Below are 16,994 nucleotides of genomic sequence, written 5' to 3'. Positions count from 1 at the left end.
TCAGTATTCTTGGCCTCTCAGGGTAGAGATGCTAACTCGCGATATGGTATTTACACGGATGCAGAAAACATAAAATGTTGTACTTATTGGTACAAAGGTAGCCAAATTATCTGAGGAAGCAAAAGAGCCGGTGTGCAAGAGGCGCAGACACCGGCTTCGCAAAGGGGTTTATTTCCACCAATGGTAGTAATTGTGTAAACCGTCGTATTCAAAGTCGCAACGCGGATACAATTGGTTGCCGACATCATTTGTTTTTTCTGTTTCAAGCATCAAACCACAAGCGCCGGTTTCCTCGCACCATTGCTTACTGCGGTCAATGAGTGCAATAGATAGCCCTTTACCGCGGTAATCGGGGTGTACAAAAAGATCACTCAATAACCACTGTTTCTCCAGTTTCGTGTAGTGGAAAAGCTTGTACAGCTGTGTAAAACCCACGGCTTTTCCTTCGTATATCGCTAAGAAAATATCCGACTCATTGTTCAGTAATCTTTCTTTGATAAAGGCTTTTCCACGCTCCAGGTCTGATTCCTGCCGATAAAAAATACGGTAGAGGTTAAACAATTCGGCTGTTTCGTCCAGATCTTCTAAACTTGCTTTTTTAATAAGATGTTTCATATATAAATAATTTGTCTTTCTATGGCTTAGAGAATATCCAACGCTTTTTTAAGCGTGTTTGTGGCGTCTGTATGACATGGATAGTTCATCATAAATCGTCCTTTTTGAATGATGTGACAAAGGTATTCTTTACCTAAATCCTTTAGCTAGTCCAGTTTGTGGATAAATAAGATGGCGTTTAGTGGGGTATGCTGTGTGATAACAGGGAATAAATACTATTTTTATAGGGATGACACTAACGGAATTCTTTAAGCGCTTTGCGATCTTCGATGATCAGGAAATTGAAGCCTTCGTGCCCTTGTTTACGGTTCGCCACCTGAAGAAAGGGGCGTCATTTATCCGTGAGGGAACGCGTTGCACAGAAGTTGCCTTTATCGAAACAGGCATCTTCAGGTCTTATTATGCAAAAGAAAATGGCGAAGAGGTCACCTATTGCTTTCGCTTTCCTGGAGACCTCTTGGGGGCATATTCATCCTTTATTACGGGGGATCCGGGACTAGAGACCTTGTGCGCACTATCAGATGCGTCACTCCTTGTTATTCAAAAGAAAGATTTAGATCAATGGGTGACGGAAAACCCGAAATGGATGGTTTTCCTAAAGGTTGTCGCCGAACAGCAGTATTTAGAACTGGAGAATAGAATTTTTCAGTTGCTCCGGGAAACGGCGGCCGAGCGTTATGCCTATTTATTGCGTCATCATCCGATCTATATTCAACAGATTCCGCTTCATTATTTAGCTTCTTTCTTGGGCATTACCCAACGGCATTTGAGCCGTATTCGTAAGGAGATTACTTTTTAGACATTTGTCCACTAAAAGCCGCTGTTCACTGTTTTACCTTTGGAACGATATAGAATAAGATAAAAATGGCTAAAAAAATACTAGTAATCAATGGACACCCGAATCCTTCCGCCCTTAACGCTGGATTGGCGCAGGCTTATGTGGAAGGTGCGCGAAATACTGGGGCAGAGGTTCGGGAGATTGTTATTTCAGCACTTGATTTTGATCCGAATTTACGATATGGTTATCAAAAACGGATGGAATTGGAGCCTGACCTGCAACGCGCGTGGGAAACTATTCTATGGGCGGAGCATTTGGTGTGGGTACACCCGGTATGGTGGGGTGGTCTACCAGCCGTGATGAAAGGGTTTATTGATCGGTTGTTTTTGCCGGGGATGGCATTTAGCTACCGGGAGAATTCGCTCTTCTGGGAGAAGCTGCTGAAGGGACGATCGGCAAGGATTATTACCACGTTGGATCAACCCGGCTGGATATATAGACTCCTGTTTGGCCGTCCAAGTGTGAATCAGCTTCGCAAGTCTACATTGGAGTTTTGTGGTATCAGACCCGTCAGATTGACCTATGTTGGTGTGGTAAAGAAAGCAACCGCGGAACAACGATCGAAATGGGTGGCGAAGGTGCGCCGTTTAGGTGAAAAATGGAAGTAGGTGATCGCGCTTATTCCTGAGATAATGTTAAAAATGTTAATTCCTCTGCCTCAGGGTTTGCTGTTGCACTTTTTTCGTTACATTCGGATAACCAACCACGATGTGAAATTATGTTTAAGCTGGACCAGCAAACGCTCTCGGATCTAAATGCACTGGATTGGAATTCCGCAAGTTTATTGCGTTTTTTCGACTCCGCAGGAACAGTGGGAGGGCGAGATATGTTGTACGAATACTTCCGCCATCCCTTAGATACCGTCGCAGAAATCAACGAACGCCAACAAGCTATTCAATACCTTTCTGGTGTGGATGCCTTGGATACGGTGTTCGATAAATTTATGCTGTCTGACTTAGAACGGTATCTCGCGAATACCAATAAGCTGTATTCTGACAGCGTATTTACGCATTATGTGGATAAATTGGCGACTAATTTTTGGACCTTACGGAGTCAGCAAGAAGATTTGTTGATCCGGCAGTCTATTAAAGAAATTGCACAGATTCTTGTTCGGCTTTCCTCTTTTTTTGCGGGAGTAAAGAAAGAGAAGAAAGCCACAGGGGTGTTGCAGATACTGGCGGATTCCTTTTACGAGGTGGTCGCAGATATGCAGATGGAGGAGCTGGAAAATATCGCGTCTGGAAAACTGTCCGCAAGCACACGCATCCGGTACGACCATCTCTTTCGTAGCGTCAAGCAAAAGGAGATACAGGATATATTCCGTATGGTCTACACGTTGGACGCTTTTCGAGCCGTCGGCCGTACGTTGGGGCAGTCGAACCTGTGTTTCCCATCGTTCCATCGTGAAGGCGATACGCTTATCCGTATTGATGGGCTGTATAACCTGGCGCTGGAAAATCCGGTGACAAACGACCTTGTCATAAAAAAGGGACGAAATATCGTGTTCTTGACGGGCGCCAATATGACGGGTAAATCTACTTTCTTGAAAAGTGTGGGGGCATGTATTGCTTTAGCACACATGGGCTTTCCCGTGCCTGCAAAACGGATGGATCTGCTGTGCTATAGTGGTTTGATTACGTCCATTAATGTTTCGGATAGCTTAGCATCTGGTCAGAGTCACTTTTTGAGCGAGGTACATCGGGTGAAATTAGTTGCCCAGGAGGTTGGACAAAAGAAACGAGTGGCAGTGATGTTTGATGAGCTCTTTAAAGGAACAAATTACGACGATGCTTTTGAGGCTACACTGTTGTTGGTGCAGCGCTTGAAAAGTGATGAGGAGAGCTTATTTTTTCTTTCTACACATATTACGGAATTGACAAAGGTGCTGACTGAAAATAAGCAGATTAGCTTCCAATCCATGGAGACACGTACCGATGATGATGCGGGTGTATTGTTTACGTACCGTCTACGCGATGGGGTAGCCGATCAAAAATTGGGTATGTGGTTGTTAAGGAGGGAAGGTGTCTTCGAAGCTTTTGGACCCGCTGAGTGATCTAAAAATGATCAACTACGAACCACCAACTACCTTCTACAATCTACGAACTACAATCTACAAACTACAAACTACGAACCACCAACTACAAACTACCCTCCAGCAACTCTAATGTTCGCTCCATGTGACCCGAAGCACGCCAGTCGTCGTGTCCTGGAATAACCAGTTTTATATCGGGATATTGGTGCATCAGTCGAGCGAGTGCTGGTTTCCAGGCTTTAACATCACCATCACCTACAAAACCGAGATTTTGTGCATCAGCGCTTTTGATAAAACAGCCCCCATTAAGGATTTTGTATGCCGGAAACCAAACCACCGTGTTATCCATAGAGTGCCCTGCCCCGAAGAAATTAAACACAAATGATTCACCACCGATGGTGTATGTTTTTCCGGTGGTAAGCAGGTGTGTGGATCGAGCTTTCCCATTGGCGTGCAAAAGCTCGTTGGTCAGCTTGGTTGCGTAGGTCGGAATTTTTTTTGCATTGTAGTACGCAAAGCCTCCTGCGCGGTCTTCATGCCAGTGGGAGGCGAAAACACCGATTACCGACATCTGGTGCTTTTCCTGGATGCTATCCAATAAGGGTTGATATTGTGTAGCGTCCCACGGGGTATCAAACAAGATCGCGCCTTTTTTTGTCAACATATAGAGCCCATTGGCCGATATTTTTACGCCATTATACGTGTTGTATGTGGTAAATAAATAGATCTTATCATTTATCTTTTCGATGACCAAAGGCTTGCCTTGTCCATAGACAGACGCATGGCTTATTCCAATTATAGCGATGAAACTAAAAATCAAGCGCATCATATTTTCTTTTAATCCGCTTTTTTTTGTGCCGAACCCGTTATGAGCTAGTTCTTTGCTTTTTTTTAATCCTGCCATGTTCTCGTTTTTATGTCATACAAAGATACGTGTAGAACCATGTAAATCAATTATCATATCTAATAAATACCTATAGGATTAGTAGCGATTTTTTATTACGTTTGTTACGTAAATCAACCAAACCACGAGCATATTTGCCCTTTTTGTGCGCAATCCATGACCGCGTTTTTTGATTTTTTTCACCTTGTATAACATATGAACAGAAAAAGTAGTCTTCCTCCACCAAGATATTAGTGTTTTCGTACGTATCGGATGCGCAGTAAAGCCCTTTTAACAACAGTTTAAAAGGCTGCGTGATTATTTATCAAACATTAATATTGTACTCGCCCAGAAGGGTGAGTAGGACTTCTTATGAAAAAATCATATCTACTCTTACACCTGGCTGTGCTCTTAGCTGGATTTACAGGTGTTTTCGGCAAGCTTATTACATTAAACGAAGGTCTTTTGACCTGGTATCGGATGCTCTTTGCGGCGATCATTCTCTTTGTTCTAACACGAATTTTTAAAGTCAATACAAAGATTCCATTCGCACAACGCATGGATATTATTAAGGTGGGCATGTTGATTGCGATACACTGGGTATTTTTCTATGGCAGTATTAAGGCTGCAAACATATCGATCGGTGTGGTATGCTATTGTTTAACGAGCTTCTTTACGGCCATCTTTAAACCCATGATCGATAAGACGAAGATCAACCCGATGGAACTGCTGTTAAGCGGATTGACTATTGCAGGTATTTCACTTATTTTCCATTTCGATAGTAGCTACCAACTGGGCATTATGTTGGGCGTTGTATCCTCTGCATTAGCAGCTTTGTATACGGTGTTTAATGCACGATTAGTGAAGCGATATAACAGTTTACTGATCAACTATTACCAGATGGCAGGAGGAATGATTGGAATCGGGCTCCTCTTACCTGTTTACTTGTATTTCTTTCCATCGGATACGCTTGTTCCGACCGGAAGTGATACGTTGTATTTATTTCTATTGGCACTTTTCTGTACGGCAGGACTATATGTGATCTTTGCCGAGGTGTTGAAGCGAATTCCGACGTTTACGGTAAGCTTAACGTTTAATTTAGAGCCGGTGTATGCGATTGCGATGGCATTTCTTTTCTTTAAAGAAGGACAAGAAGTGAATGCTTCCTTCTATATCGGACTTGGATTGATTATGATGTCGGTGGTTTTACAGTCGATCTTCTCCATGCGAGAAAGTAAACTGGCCGCATAGTAGTTAAATAGATGTTTCAAGGGAGAGCAGTTTTTACTCCCTTGAACTTCTACCGAAAACTTCGTCTTCATTTTGAGGAGGTTAAGACGCAGCAATCGAATGTTTTGGTTTTCGTATGGTGTTATGTATATTTGTGATACAACTATTAAGTAGGGGCTATGTTAGTAAAAACTATTCGAAATCGATTATTTAACTATATCAACAATGCTGATGAAAACAGCTTGCGAGAAGCCTATACATTATTAGAAGACGAAATTAATAGCAAAAGTATCGGATGGGATGATGCTAAGACAATTAAAGAGCTTGATAAACGTGTAGAAATGTTTGAAGAAGATGGAAAGCCGACTTCTTCATGGATGGAAGTAAAAGAGAACGCAAAAACACATAAAGAGGTTTGACGAAATACAACATTCGTTTCCATAAATTGGCAGAGAAAGAATATATCGAGGCATATTTATGGTATGAAGAAAAATTAAAAGGTCTAGGTGCGAAATTTGAATCTTCAGTTGAAAAAAAGTAAACCTAATAGCAAATAATCCAGAGCAATACCAGATAAAGTTCAACCAATACAGGGAATGTAAAATCGGCGTCTTTCCTTTTGTTTTAGTTTTCAAAATCTACGAACAATTACGTATAGTTCTAATCTTGGCCGTGTTTCATACGAGTAAGAATCCAATTAATAAATATCGAAAGTAAAATATCGTGCAAGGTACTACATCTATTGCTGGCACGAGCCTTGGGCTAGTGTGCTTCGCTATTTTACTAACTATAAAGATTGAGCTGTAGGCTTCAAAGAAAAGTCCGAGCTACAAGCCTGCCTGCGGTAGGCAGGCTCGAATTAGCAAGGGTAGTAAATAGAAAAGCCACAAAATGTAGCTGCGTCCTTCGGGGGGGTGTGGCTCTACAATCTACAAACCACCAACTACCCAACCACCCAACTACCAAGGCCCCTTCCTAAAGCCAGGTATCAAACTTCCGGATAAACCAATTCTTGACCCATTGCGTCAATAAACAGTAGGCGGTTAAAATACCGATCAGCCACGGGAAATACGCTAGCGGGAGTGGTTCCATTTTAAGTGCTCCCGCAAAAGGAGAGAAAGGAAGGAGTATCCCGATGACCATGATTAAGGAAGTCAAGGCCACCACCGGAGCCGCTGCCCAGCTTTGGATAAACGGAATCTCGCGGGTACGAATCATGTGGATAATCAGCGTCTGCGAGAGTAATCCCTCCACAAACCAACCCGTTTGAAACAAGGTCTGATGTTCCACCGTATTTGCTTTGAACACAAAATACATGACGGCGAAAGTCACAAAATCAAAGATCGAACTTATGGGGCCTATGTATACCATAAATCGGGATATACCAGTAGCATCCCACTTTTTGGGTTCCCGTAAAAACTCTTCATCGACGCTATCCCACGGAATCGAAATCTGTGAGATGTCATACAATAAATTCTGTACCAATAGATGGATAGGAAGCATCGGTAAGAACGGCAGAAAAGCGCTTGCACCGACCATACTGAACATGTTTCCGAAGTTGCTACTGGCCGTCATTTTAATATACTTAATGATATTTCCAAAGGTACGACGTCCATAGATCACCCCTTTGCGCAACACCAAAAGATCTTTTTCCAAGAGTATGATATCCGCACTCTCTTTGGCCACATCCACTGCGGTATCCACACTGATGCCCACATCCGCTTCCCGAAGCGCCGCCGCATCATTGATTCCATCCCCTAAGAAGCCTACGGTATGTCCTTTTTCGCGTAAGGCTTTGACAACACGTACCTTTTGCAAGGGGTTCAATTTGGCGAAAACAGATACACGTTCCACCTGTTCCATCAATTGGTCATCGGAAATGTTATCCAGCTCATTGCCATTTACGACTTCATTTACCGGAATACCTACATCACGACAAATCTTTTGTGTCACGGTCTCATTATCGCCGGTAAGCACCTTTATGCCCACGCCCAACTTTTGTAGTGCTTCAATGGCCGGCGCTGTAGAAGGCTTAGCGGGATCAAGGAAACCGATAAACCCCGTTAGTGTTAGGTCTTTTTCATCCTCTAATGAATAGGTAAGGGGATGGGCCGCATCAAACTCTTTAGTGGCTACTAAAAGTACGCGCAATCCCTCCTCATTGAGTCGTTTGGATGTGCGCAGGACAATCTTACGCATAGTATCATCCATAGGAACAGCCTTATCACTCTCTAAATGGACTGTCCGGTCATCGCCCGGATCCAGCGCCTTGCTGCAAAGCTCCAAAATTTCCTCTACAGCTCCCTTACAGATTAACAAATGTTTACCGTTATGCATCTTTAGGATAACCGACATCCGCCGACGCTCAAAATCAAAAGGAATCTCATCGACCTTGATATATTTCTCTTCCACCTTGAGGTAATCGTGTAGCTCCACATGATCGAGTACCGCTTTATCCATTAAGTTTCGTAGGCCTGTTTGATGGAAACTGTTCAGATATGCCCATTTCAAGACCTCGTCATCCTCTACACCATACACATTCAGGTGTGTTTCCAGCACGATCTTATCCAGGGTTAACGTCCCCGTCTTGTCCGTACACAGAATATCCATCGCTCCAATATTTTGAATGGCATTCAGGCGTTTGACGATTACTTTTCGTTTGCTCATATTCACCGCTCCCTTCGCCAGATTGGCGGTCACGATCATAGGCAGCATCTCGGGCGTTAATCCCACAGCTACGGCAATAGCGAACAATAAGGCTTCCAACCAATCATCCTTAACGAAACCATTGATTAAAAAAATAATAGGCACCATGACCAACATAAAACGGATGAGTAGTAAACTTACTTTGTTGATCCCTTGGTCGAAGCTTGTTTCCGGACGGTCCTCCGTGATGGATTTGCTGATACTTCCAAAGTAGGTGCTATTACCTGTCGCCACAATTACGGCGATTGCAGAACCACTGACCACATTGGTCCCCATAAAGCAGAGGTTGTGCAGGTCAATGACCCGTTTATCTGCTGCATCTCGGATTGGGAGATGGTTTTTCTCCACAGGTAGGGCTTCGCCCGTCAGCATGCTTTCGCTGACAAAAAGATCTTTGCTCTGCACGATGCGGCAATCCGCCGGAATCATATCGCCTGCCGATAAATAGACCACATCCCCAGGAACCAATTTGCTGATTGGTATTTCGAGCTTCCCCGTAAAACGACGTTGCACCGTAGCTGTCGTTTTCACCATACTTTTAAGCTTTTCTGCGGCTTTGTTGCTGCGAAACTCCTGTATGAAACGGAGAAAGGTACTGATGAAAATCATGATGGATACGACGAGCACCGTCTTGTAATCCCGGTCTTCCGGTTGTGGGAGCCAAATATCAATAATGGATGATACACCGGCGATCGCGATTAATATATAGATAAAGGGATTGGCAAAAGCATCCAACAGTTGCTTATACCAGCGAGGTGCCATTTGGTGTTGTACCTCGTTTAAGCCAAACTTGGTACGCCGCTCTTCCGCCATTACTTTCGTGATACCCTGCACATTAGTTTCCAGCATCGCATACACGTATTTATCATCCTGACTGGAGGCTTGCTGCAATTTGATAACCGTGGCCATATTCATACCACTCGCGTGGATCGCACTTTGGAATGGGGTGCTGATTTTGTCTTTTAATTTTTTCATAACGACTCTTTTAGAGGTCCGATTGTGTTCCTATAATTTCCCAGCTTACTTTGGCAACATGTTCTTCGATGGTTAATCGGCTCGCTACCCGTTCTATTAATCCGTCCTGCGGACTGGCGGTTTTGATAACCGATTGAATCGATACCTTATCGCTGTCTTCGGTATCATCAGAGGAGAGTGACTGGAGCAATAAATCATCTTCATTGCCCAACATTTGCATCAGCAACACCCGCACCTGATTTTCGATCTGTGGTTTACAGACAATGGTAAACAGGTAATCGATTTCCATATCTGTTGATTGCGTAAAGGTGAGCTTGCTGAGTCGTCGGCCGATGGGTCGTAAGATGAGGTGGGTAAGCATAATAACGGCCGTGAGGACGAGTGCTTGTCGTGGTTTCCCCATGCCGCTTAGTGAACCGACTGCCGCCGAGCACCAAATGGTTGCTGCGGTATTTAGGCCTTGAACGTTTAAGCCATCTTTCATGATGACACCAGCCCCTAAAAAACCAATGCCACTGATGATGTACGAAGCGACACGGGCGGAGGCATCACCCCCGATTTCGATGGACAGTAACATAAAAGCCGTGGCACCTAAGGATACCAAGGTATTGGTGCGTAAACCGGCACGTTTCTGCCGCCAGTGGCGCTCCAGACCGATTGCAGCTCCGAGCACAAGGCCGGTAAGGAGACGTAATGTAAAGTCTAAGATTCCCATATTTGACACGCTTTATGTTTTGCAGTGCACAAAAGTGAGGATACAAGCGCATAGTCGCCGTTAGAAGGCCACTAGAAAAATATTAGAATTTTATTAGAATGAATTAGAGATGGGGAAGCCGAACGGTAAAGCGGGTCCCTTCCTGTGCGATCGATTGTACGGACAGCTCGCCTTGGTGTAGTAGAATAATCTTTTTTGTCAGGGGGAGACCGATACCGTTTCCATCGGCAAATTGTCGGTTTTCTCCGCGGTAAAAGGGGAGGAAGATATTCTCGAGATCCTCTGCAGGAATACCAATCCCCTGATCGGAGAAATGGAGGATAATGTCCTGGGCATCAAAGGCAACATGTACGGTGCTTTGACGTAAGGGTGAAAATTTACAACCATTCTCAAAAAGATTGATAAAAGCAACCTTCAGAAGATATTCATTTCCATTCACCGAGATATGGTTTTCGTCCTCAATATCTTCACTGAAGTGGATATCTATTTTGTAGGTCTTCTCCGCTTGCTGGACTTGTTGCCGCGCATCTAAAAGAAGTTCATCCACTCGAACCGGACGAAAAGCAATTTCCGTAGGGTCGTAGCTCGCTTTTGCAAAATCCAATAAACTGTTGGAGAGGCGTACTAGTTTTTGAGCATCAGATAAGGTATTGTTGATGACATGCTTGTATTCTGTTGTGGTACGTTCTTTGTTTCCTGCCAGTTCCAGCTCGGCAATAATCGCAGCCAATGGTGTCCGTAGCTCATGTGATATATGGGAGACAAAGCTTTTTTGTGCATCAAATGAATTTTCCAAACGATCCAGCATATCATTGAAGGTATCAGCCAGAAGTGATAGCTCATCCTTGGTGTGGTTGCTCGCTAAGCGAAGATCGAGGTTCGTTGCGGATATACGACGTGCTTTCTCGGTCATGCTATTGATCGGGGCGAAAACACGTGTGGAGAATAACCGCCCCGCCAGGTAGATGATGACCATGGAGAAGATAAACACCACCACCATCGTTTGGAGCAGATGCTCCAGTTTGTTGTATCCATATTGGTCGTAGGCGGCAGCAGTGACAATAAAGTCTTGCCCTCGGTAGGGATAAACGATACCGATTACCTGCCAGTTATCTTGGTAAAATTCGATCTTCCCTTTCTTTCGGATTTCTTGCAACATCTTTTCGGTCTCCTTGACGAAATCCAGATCGACGGCGTCGTGATAAAGTAGATTATAGTCCGTGCTATAGATCGCTACTTCCACCTCATTCAGTATCTTTCGATTATTGTGATAGATTTCTTGGAGTGTGTTTTTGTCTACTTGTGCATCCAAGAATAGATTAACCTTGGTATAGGCTTCCTTCTGCAATAAGGCATAGAATTCACGCTCTCGGCTTTCCTTCGCCGCGTAATATATAACGGCAGCAAAGATCAGGAGAATAGTTGCCGCTATGAGGGTAAATAGTAAGGTTAATCTTGTTTTAATCTGCATTACTCTGATTTTAGCACAAAGCCCATGCCTGATTTGGTGTGTATCAGCTTATTGTTGTGGTCTTTATCTATTTTTTTACGCAGATAGTTGATGTAAACATCGATGAAGTTGGTGCCTGTGTCGAAATGGGTATCCCATACTTTCTCGGCTATCTCTGAGCGGGAAAGGACGCGTTCGGGGTTTTGAAGCATATATTCCAACAGCTTAAACTCTTTCGGTGTCAGGTTGATTTCTTTGTCTTCCCGTTTGACCACTTTGGCATGTAGATTCATCTCTAGATCGGCATATCGGATGATAAATCCAGTGTGTTGGGTATTCTTACTGTTTCGTTTTAGGAGCGCTCGAATGCGGACCAAAAGCTCGCGCATCTCGAACGGTTTGACCAGGTAGTCGTCTGCACCGGCATCAAAACCTTCTACCTTATCATCAGTCGTACCTAAGGCAGTCAACATAATAATGGGGATATCGGGTTTGGCTTGCCTAATTTCCTTGCATAGATCTAAACCATCCATCTTAGGAAGGATGATATCCGTAATGAGGAGATCGTAGTTGTTTTGTAGGGCTAACTTCTTACCCGAAAGACCGTCGTAGGCCAACGTCGGGGTAAAGCCATGCTCGGTCAATCCGCGCTGGATAAGTTCAGCTACACGTAAGTCGTCTTCGATCAGGAGAATCTGCATAACACAAAGTTAGGAAAAGAAGTTAAGAAGTTAGATGGTTAAGGGGTTAGAGCTACTGACCGTGACGGTTTCGTGCGTAATGAAATTTAGACCGGTGAAAGTCTATTATTTTTCCTATTTTTAGGACAATTCATACTAACATAGGGAGAGTATGACCTCTTCCAACTTAAATTTTTCCTGTATATGTTCAGACGATTGTTCGTTTTAGAATGGAAGGCTTTTTTTCGTTCGGCTAGTTTAGGTAAGGGGATTGCGATGAAAGCATTGCTGGGTTTCTTTGCCCTGTACTTTATGATGATTTTCTTGTCGCTGGGACTTGGGATACATCCGTTGCTCGAAAAGTATTTTCCCGGTCAGGATCCGCTCCATATTATCAATAGCTATCTTTTGGTTTGGTTTGCAGTAGATCTGTTCATTCGTTTTATGATGCAGAACTTACCGGTTATGCGGGTGAAGCCATTGCTCTTGCAGGAAATTAAACGGAAGATTATTGTCAACTATGTGTTGATCAAGACTTTGTTCTCTTTCTTTAATTTACTCGCATTTCTGTTTTTTATTCCTTTTGTGATTGTATATTATACCAAAAATCAACCGGATCTCCTTGCTATATTGGCTTGGTTGGTTGCGGTCAAAGGGGTGGTCTTTTCGATAAATTTCTTGAACTTCATAATACAACGTACCATAAACAGTAGTATCACATCTTTTGCACTGGTTGTCTCGCTGGTAGGTGGGTTATACCTGTTGGATCATTATGCTATTTTTTCGCTTACCAGCCTCTTTGGTACATACTTAGACACGGTACTTAAATATCCGATTTTGGCGTTGATACCCGCGGTATTATGTGTGTTGCTATACATTATCAATGTCAGGCAGTTATCCAACCTGTTGTACCTGGATGCCTCTTTAAAGGGGAAAAGCGAGACCGTACAGCAGCTGGATTTAGATTGGACAAATAGATTCGGTAAACTCGCTCCTTTTTTACAGCTCGATATTCGGTTGATGTGGCGTAATAAACGAACAAAAGCCACCCTTTATATGGCCTTACTCTTTTTGGGCTATGGATTGATTTTTTACCCGAGTAGCAAACCCGAAGGATCGGTAATGTTGATCTTTGTTGGTATTTTCATTACGGGGATCTTTGTTGCTAATTTTGGTCAGTTTGTACCGGCATGGGATAGCTCTTATTTTCCGATGTTGATGACTCAAAATATACCATTCTACCAATACTTACAATCAAAAGCATTATTGATGACTTTATCGGTGGTCATATTGGCGATATTGAGTACACCTTATGTCTATTTCGGGTATCAAATATTGTTCCTTCAGTTAGCCTGTGCTCTGTATAATATAGGCGTTAATATCCCTTTGATCTTATACTTTGGCAGCTTTAACCGGAAACGGATTGACCTGGATAAATCGGCGACCTTTAATTACCAGGGAACGGGCGCAGCCCAATGGCTGATCATTATTCCTTTTATGCTGGGGCCGATGTTGATTTGGGGGCTCACCTCAATGATTTGGAACCAACAGGCCGCTGTCGTAGCGCTTGCGTTGTTCGGTGTGATGGGGCTGTTGTTGCGCAAGATGCTTATACAGCGCATCGCCGCCTGCTATGATGAAAAAAAGCATGATATGTTGATTGGCTTTAAACAAAGTGTAAACTAATGACTTCCTTTAACTATAATTTGAATAACATGATAGAGATAAAAGATCTTACTAAATATTACGGCGAAGCATGTGTATTGGATATTCCGGCCTTAACTATTCGTAAAGGTGATAGCATTGGCTTGGTCGGTAATAATGGCGCGGGAAAGACCACTCTTTTTAGTCTGATATTGGATCTGATTAGGCCCACTACAGGTGAAATCTCTGTTAACGATGTCCATGTACAGCGTGATGGACGTTGGAAGGAATTTACGAGCGCTTTTATAGACGAAAGCTTTTTGATTGATTACTTAACGGCAGAAGAGTATTTTTACTTTGTGGGGGAGTTGCGAGGCGTGCGTAACCTGGATGTTGATGCGTTATTAGCAAACTACAGTGACTTCTTTAATGATGAAATCTTAGGAAAGAAGAAATACCTGCGTGACCTGTCCAAAGGAAATCAGAAAAAAGTCGGTATTGTTGCTACGTTTATTGGCAATCCTGAACTTATTATTTTGGATGAACCTTTTGCGAACCTGGATCCGAGTAGTCAATTTCGCTTAAAGAAGATAATCCTGGATCTTTCGACGACGGGTGCCCACACGATCCTGGTGTCGAGCCATGATCTATCGCATACCGTGGATGTCTCGAATCGGATTATCGCATTGAACAAAGGGGTGGTCGTGAAGGATAGCGTAACGTCTGCCGAGACCTTGCAAGAGCTGGAAGCTTTTTTTGCAATTTAGGTTAGTTGGTAGGGAGTAGATTGTAGTTTTTAGATCGTAGTTCGTAGATAGTAGAGCCACAAACCGTGAAGGGTTCAGCGCAGCTGAATTTTGTGGCTTTTGGGGTTATGTCTATCATTTCCGCTAGTTCGAGCTTGCCTACCGCAGGCAGGCTTGTAGCTCGGACTTACTATGATATCATGCTGAAGGACACGAGCCAAAGGCTCACGCCAGCAAGTTTAGTGTGTAGTTTTTAGATCGTAGATAGTAGTTGGTAGTCCTTAGTTTTAACGAACTACCAACCACCAACTACCAACTATCCAACCACCAACTAGTCAACTACGGATTAACCAAGTCATATACCCGCACGTAGTCCACCTCCATACTTGCCGGAAAGATACCGTCATCGATACCTTTGTGGCCGCCCCAGAAACCGCCCACTGCCAGGTTGATTAGCCAGTGAAATTTCTGGTCAAAAGGCCAAGCCTTAAAATCTTTCTTTTCATTGTCGAAATGAAAGATCTCGATGTCGTCCACAAATCCTTTAATATAATCGGGGGTCCAGTCGATACGGTATAGGTGAAACGTATCGCTGGCTCCTTGAATCTTCTTAACCGCTGTTTTTTGTGTGCCTACGGAATGGTGGTAATCTTTGGTATGTACGGAGATATGCACCACATTTTGATCGTAGCCGACATGCTCCAAGATATCGATTTCACCGGAGTTAGGCCAGCCGCCATATACCCAATCGGTTGGCAACATCCATACAGCAGGCCAGGTGCCGCGACCGTACGGTACTTTTGCGCGAACCTCAAAACGTCCGTAAAGGAAGTCTCCCTTACCTTTGCTTACAAGGCGGGTAGAGGTGTAGTTCATCCCTTCCTTTTCTTCCTTGAGGGCCGTGATCTTCAATACACCATTTTCAACCTTGACATTCTTTGAATCGGCGTCCGTGTAATATTGGAGTTCATTGTTTCCCCAACCGCCGTTTTGCGAACCTACATCATAGGACCATTTTTTTGGATCAGGCAGCCCCTTGTAATCAAACTCATCTGCCCAGGTAGGTTGTGTTGAAAAACGGTACGATTTTCCGTTTGTTGCCGTGGTGGCATCGGCCGGCTGTACATAAAACGGAATATTGGCGGTCGCCACTTTATTTTTACCATCCGTCACATAGACAAAGAGACGATATGCGCCGGGTGTAGCAGGAGCCGTAAGTGTCGCTCTATTATAGGATTCAGGGTCAACAGCACCTGCGATCGGTGCAGGTCTGCTTTCGCGGTCACCACCTTCTTTTAGATCGGTACTTTCCGGGAGCAACTCCCAACGCGTATGAAGTGTATCACCATCTGGATCCGAAACCTGCACGTCAATCTTATACAGCTGATCGGGGCGTAGGTAAATAAAATCCAAAGCTTTCTTTTTATCGAGTAGAAGTGCATCCAAATGTGGCGCTCTATTCTGTGGTTCTTTTCCGGTCCATAAGTAATGCATAACATCGATCACCTCACTCTCTTCGCCTTGCTCGGTAAAGAGCCCGTACCAAGTTGGTGTACGCTCTTGTTTTTGTCCCCATAAAAATACATACGAACCCAGACAGTTTTTATCTTGTGCTATAGACGCCTGATACCTACTTTTATACACGGCAGCCTTTTCGCTACTACTTTCTTCGATGGATGCCTTCCATGGCGTTTGCGGTCCTTCCCAATGGCCGGTAGGTCCCCACTCGGTCACAATATAGGCCTTATCCCAACCTGCCTCACGGAGCTGCTGCGGAACAGAAGCTAATCCGCCATAGACCTGCACAGCAAGGAGGTCTAATGCCGGGCATTTTGCTTTGATGAAATCGATTTCCTTTTTGTTTACACCGGCCAACATTGTTGTAACCAGGTGGTTTGGGTCTTGTTTCTTAATCATCGCAGCGACCTCATTTACCGCGTCCCATACTTTGGGGTTACTGTAATGTAGATTAAGCTCGTTGCCAATTCCCCAGGCCAAAAGCGCCGGATGGTCTTTAAATTCCGCCACCTCTTTTCGGACGCGTTCCAATTGCTCGGCTACGGCCTGCGGATTATTGTAATCAAAACCATGTCTTTCGGTGCCCATGCGGATACCCAACGTAACGGTGAGACCCAAACGTTGTGCTTCATCGAGGATGCGTTTCGCATTATCAATGCTCCAGGTGCGGATCGAATTACCGCCATACGCATGTAAACGGTCTAAATACCCCGTGCCACCGGCACCATTAATAAAGTAAGGTTTGCCGCCGCGTTTTAATACATAGCCACTTTTTTGCTTGACGATTTCTGCTTTTATTGCAGTTTTTCGTTGCGCTAAGAGGGAGGTGGAGGTCGAAATAAATAAAAATACCATCCATGCTATTCGTTTTGTCCAGTTCATTGTCATTCGTATTAGTGAAGAATCCTTATGGGAAGTATGGCCGTATGGTGCTTCGCCTAAAGAGGCACCATACAGTCATG

The 16,994-nt window shown here is 43.9% G+C and carries 14 protein-coding genes and 1 pseudogene; 8 read left to right on the top strand and 7 right to left on the bottom strand.

Annotation, left to right across the window (positions count from 1 at the left end; genetic code table 11):
• Nucleotides 1-168: 168 nt before the first annotated feature.
• Nucleotides 169-615 (bottom strand): GNAT family N-acetyltransferase, encoded by a 447-nt coding sequence (locus E2P86_RS13085; protein WP_134433459.1) that lies wholly within the window; start codon nucleotides 613-615, stop codon nucleotides 169-171.
• Between the two features lie 229 nt (nucleotides 616-844).
• Between E2P86_RS13085 and E2P86_RS13080 the strand changes: the two genes are divergently transcribed.
• From E2P86_RS13080 to E2P86_RS13070, 3 genes are all read left to right on the top strand, one after another.
• Nucleotides 845-1,414, top strand: coding sequence for a Crp/Fnr family transcriptional regulator (locus E2P86_RS13080; RefSeq protein ID WP_134433458.1), 570 nt, complete (start codon nucleotides 845-847; stop codon nucleotides 1,412-1,414).
• 65 nt (nucleotides 1,415-1,479) lie between these two features.
• Nucleotides 1,480-2,061, top strand: coding sequence for an NAD(P)H-dependent oxidoreductase (locus tag E2P86_RS13075; RefSeq protein WP_134433457.1), 582 nt, complete (start codon nucleotides 1,480-1,482; stop codon nucleotides 2,059-2,061).
• A 110-nt stretch (nucleotides 2,062-2,171) separates the two neighbouring features.
• Nucleotides 2,172-3,506 carry a MutS-related protein gene (locus E2P86_RS13070; RefSeq protein WP_085471227.1) on the top strand — a complete coding sequence of 445 codons (1,335 nt, stop codon included), beginning with the start codon at nucleotides 2,172-2,174 and terminating at the stop codon, nucleotides 3,504-3,506.
• 85 nt (nucleotides 3,507-3,591) lie between these two features.
• Here E2P86_RS13070 and bla read toward each other — a convergent pair whose 3' ends face one another.
• A complete protein-coding gene (gene bla, locus E2P86_RS13065; protein ID WP_234991037.1) occupies nucleotides 3,592-4,389 on the bottom strand; it encodes a BlaB/IND/MUS family subclass B1 metallo-beta-lactamase in 798 nt (265 codons plus the stop codon).
• A gap of 351 nt (nucleotides 4,390-4,740) precedes the next feature.
• Between bla and E2P86_RS13060 the strand changes: the two genes are divergently transcribed.
• The 3 genes and pseudogenes from E2P86_RS13060 to E2P86_RS18410 form a co-directional block, all read left to right on the top strand.
• Nucleotides 4,741-5,619 carry a DMT family transporter gene (locus E2P86_RS13060; protein WP_085471229.1) on the top strand — a complete coding sequence of 293 codons (879 nt, stop codon included), beginning with the start codon at nucleotides 4,741-4,743 and terminating at the stop codon, nucleotides 5,617-5,619.
• Between the two features lie 158 nt (nucleotides 5,620-5,777).
• A complete protein-coding gene (locus tag E2P86_RS13055) occupies nucleotides 5,778-6,017 on the top strand; it encodes a hypothetical protein (RefSeq protein WP_085471230.1) in 240 nt (79 codons plus the stop codon).
• Between the two features lie 124 nt (nucleotides 6,018-6,141).
• A pseudogene (locus E2P86_RS18410) lies at nucleotides 6,142-6,315 on the top strand (type II toxin-antitoxin system RelE/ParE family toxin); the annotation flags it as partial.
• Nucleotides 6,316-6,573: 258 nt separating this feature from the next.
• On the opposite strand, the gene mgtA reads toward E2P86_RS18410, so the two are convergent.
• The 4 genes from mgtA to E2P86_RS13030 form a co-directional block, all read right to left on the bottom strand.
• Nucleotides 6,574-9,279 carry a magnesium-translocating P-type ATPase gene (gene mgtA, locus E2P86_RS13045; protein WP_134433456.1) on the bottom strand — a complete coding sequence of 902 codons (2,706 nt, stop codon included), beginning with the start codon at nucleotides 9,277-9,279 and terminating at the stop codon, nucleotides 6,574-6,576.
• Between the two features lie 10 nt (nucleotides 9,280-9,289).
• Nucleotides 9,290-9,994: an MgtC/SapB family protein gene (locus E2P86_RS13040; protein WP_085471233.1), complete on the bottom strand. Its 705-nt coding sequence runs from the start codon at nucleotides 9,992-9,994 to the stop codon at nucleotides 9,290-9,292.
• A 103-nt stretch (nucleotides 9,995-10,097) separates the two neighbouring features.
• On the bottom strand, nucleotides 10,098-11,465 hold the full coding sequence (locus tag E2P86_RS13035; RefSeq protein WP_085471234.1) for a HAMP domain-containing sensor histidine kinase: 1,368 nt from the start codon (nucleotides 11,463-11,465) through the stop codon (nucleotides 10,098-10,100).
• Entirely contained in the window at nucleotides 11,465-12,145 is a 681-nt protein-coding gene (locus tag E2P86_RS13030; RefSeq protein WP_085471235.1) for a response regulator transcription factor, read from the bottom strand. The genes E2P86_RS13035 and E2P86_RS13030 overlap by 1 nt, the downstream gene beginning before the upstream one ends.
• Nucleotides 12,146-12,328: 183 nt before the next feature.
• Here E2P86_RS13030 and E2P86_RS13025 point away from each other — a divergent pair, with 183 nt between their 5' ends.
• Together E2P86_RS13025 and E2P86_RS13020 are read left to right on the top strand one after the other, a co-directional pair.
• Nucleotides 12,329-13,810, top strand: a complete 1,482-nt coding sequence (locus tag E2P86_RS13025) for a DUF5687 family protein (RefSeq protein ID WP_085471236.1) — start codon at nucleotides 12,329-12,331, stop codon at nucleotides 13,808-13,810.
• A 29-nt stretch (nucleotides 13,811-13,839) separates the two neighbouring features.
• On the top strand, nucleotides 13,840-14,535 hold the full coding sequence (locus E2P86_RS13020) for an ABC transporter ATP-binding protein (RefSeq protein ID WP_085471954.1): 696 nt from the start codon (nucleotides 13,840-13,842) through the stop codon (nucleotides 14,533-14,535).
• A gap of 318 nt (nucleotides 14,536-14,853) precedes the next feature.
• Here the strand turns inward: E2P86_RS13020 and E2P86_RS13015 are convergent, their stop codons facing one another.
• A complete protein-coding gene (locus E2P86_RS13015; RefSeq protein WP_159451785.1) occupies nucleotides 14,854-16,914 on the bottom strand; it encodes a family 16 glycosylhydrolase in 2,061 nt (686 codons plus the stop codon).
• Nucleotides 16,915-16,994: the final 80 nt, after the last annotated feature.

The sequence above is a fragment of the Sphingobacterium psychroaquaticum genome, from assembly GCF_004421025.1.
GTDB lineage: Bacteria > Bacteroidota > Bacteroidia > Sphingobacteriales > Sphingobacteriaceae > Sphingobacterium > Sphingobacterium psychroaquaticum.
This window is presented reverse-complemented; position numbering and strand designations above follow the sequence as displayed.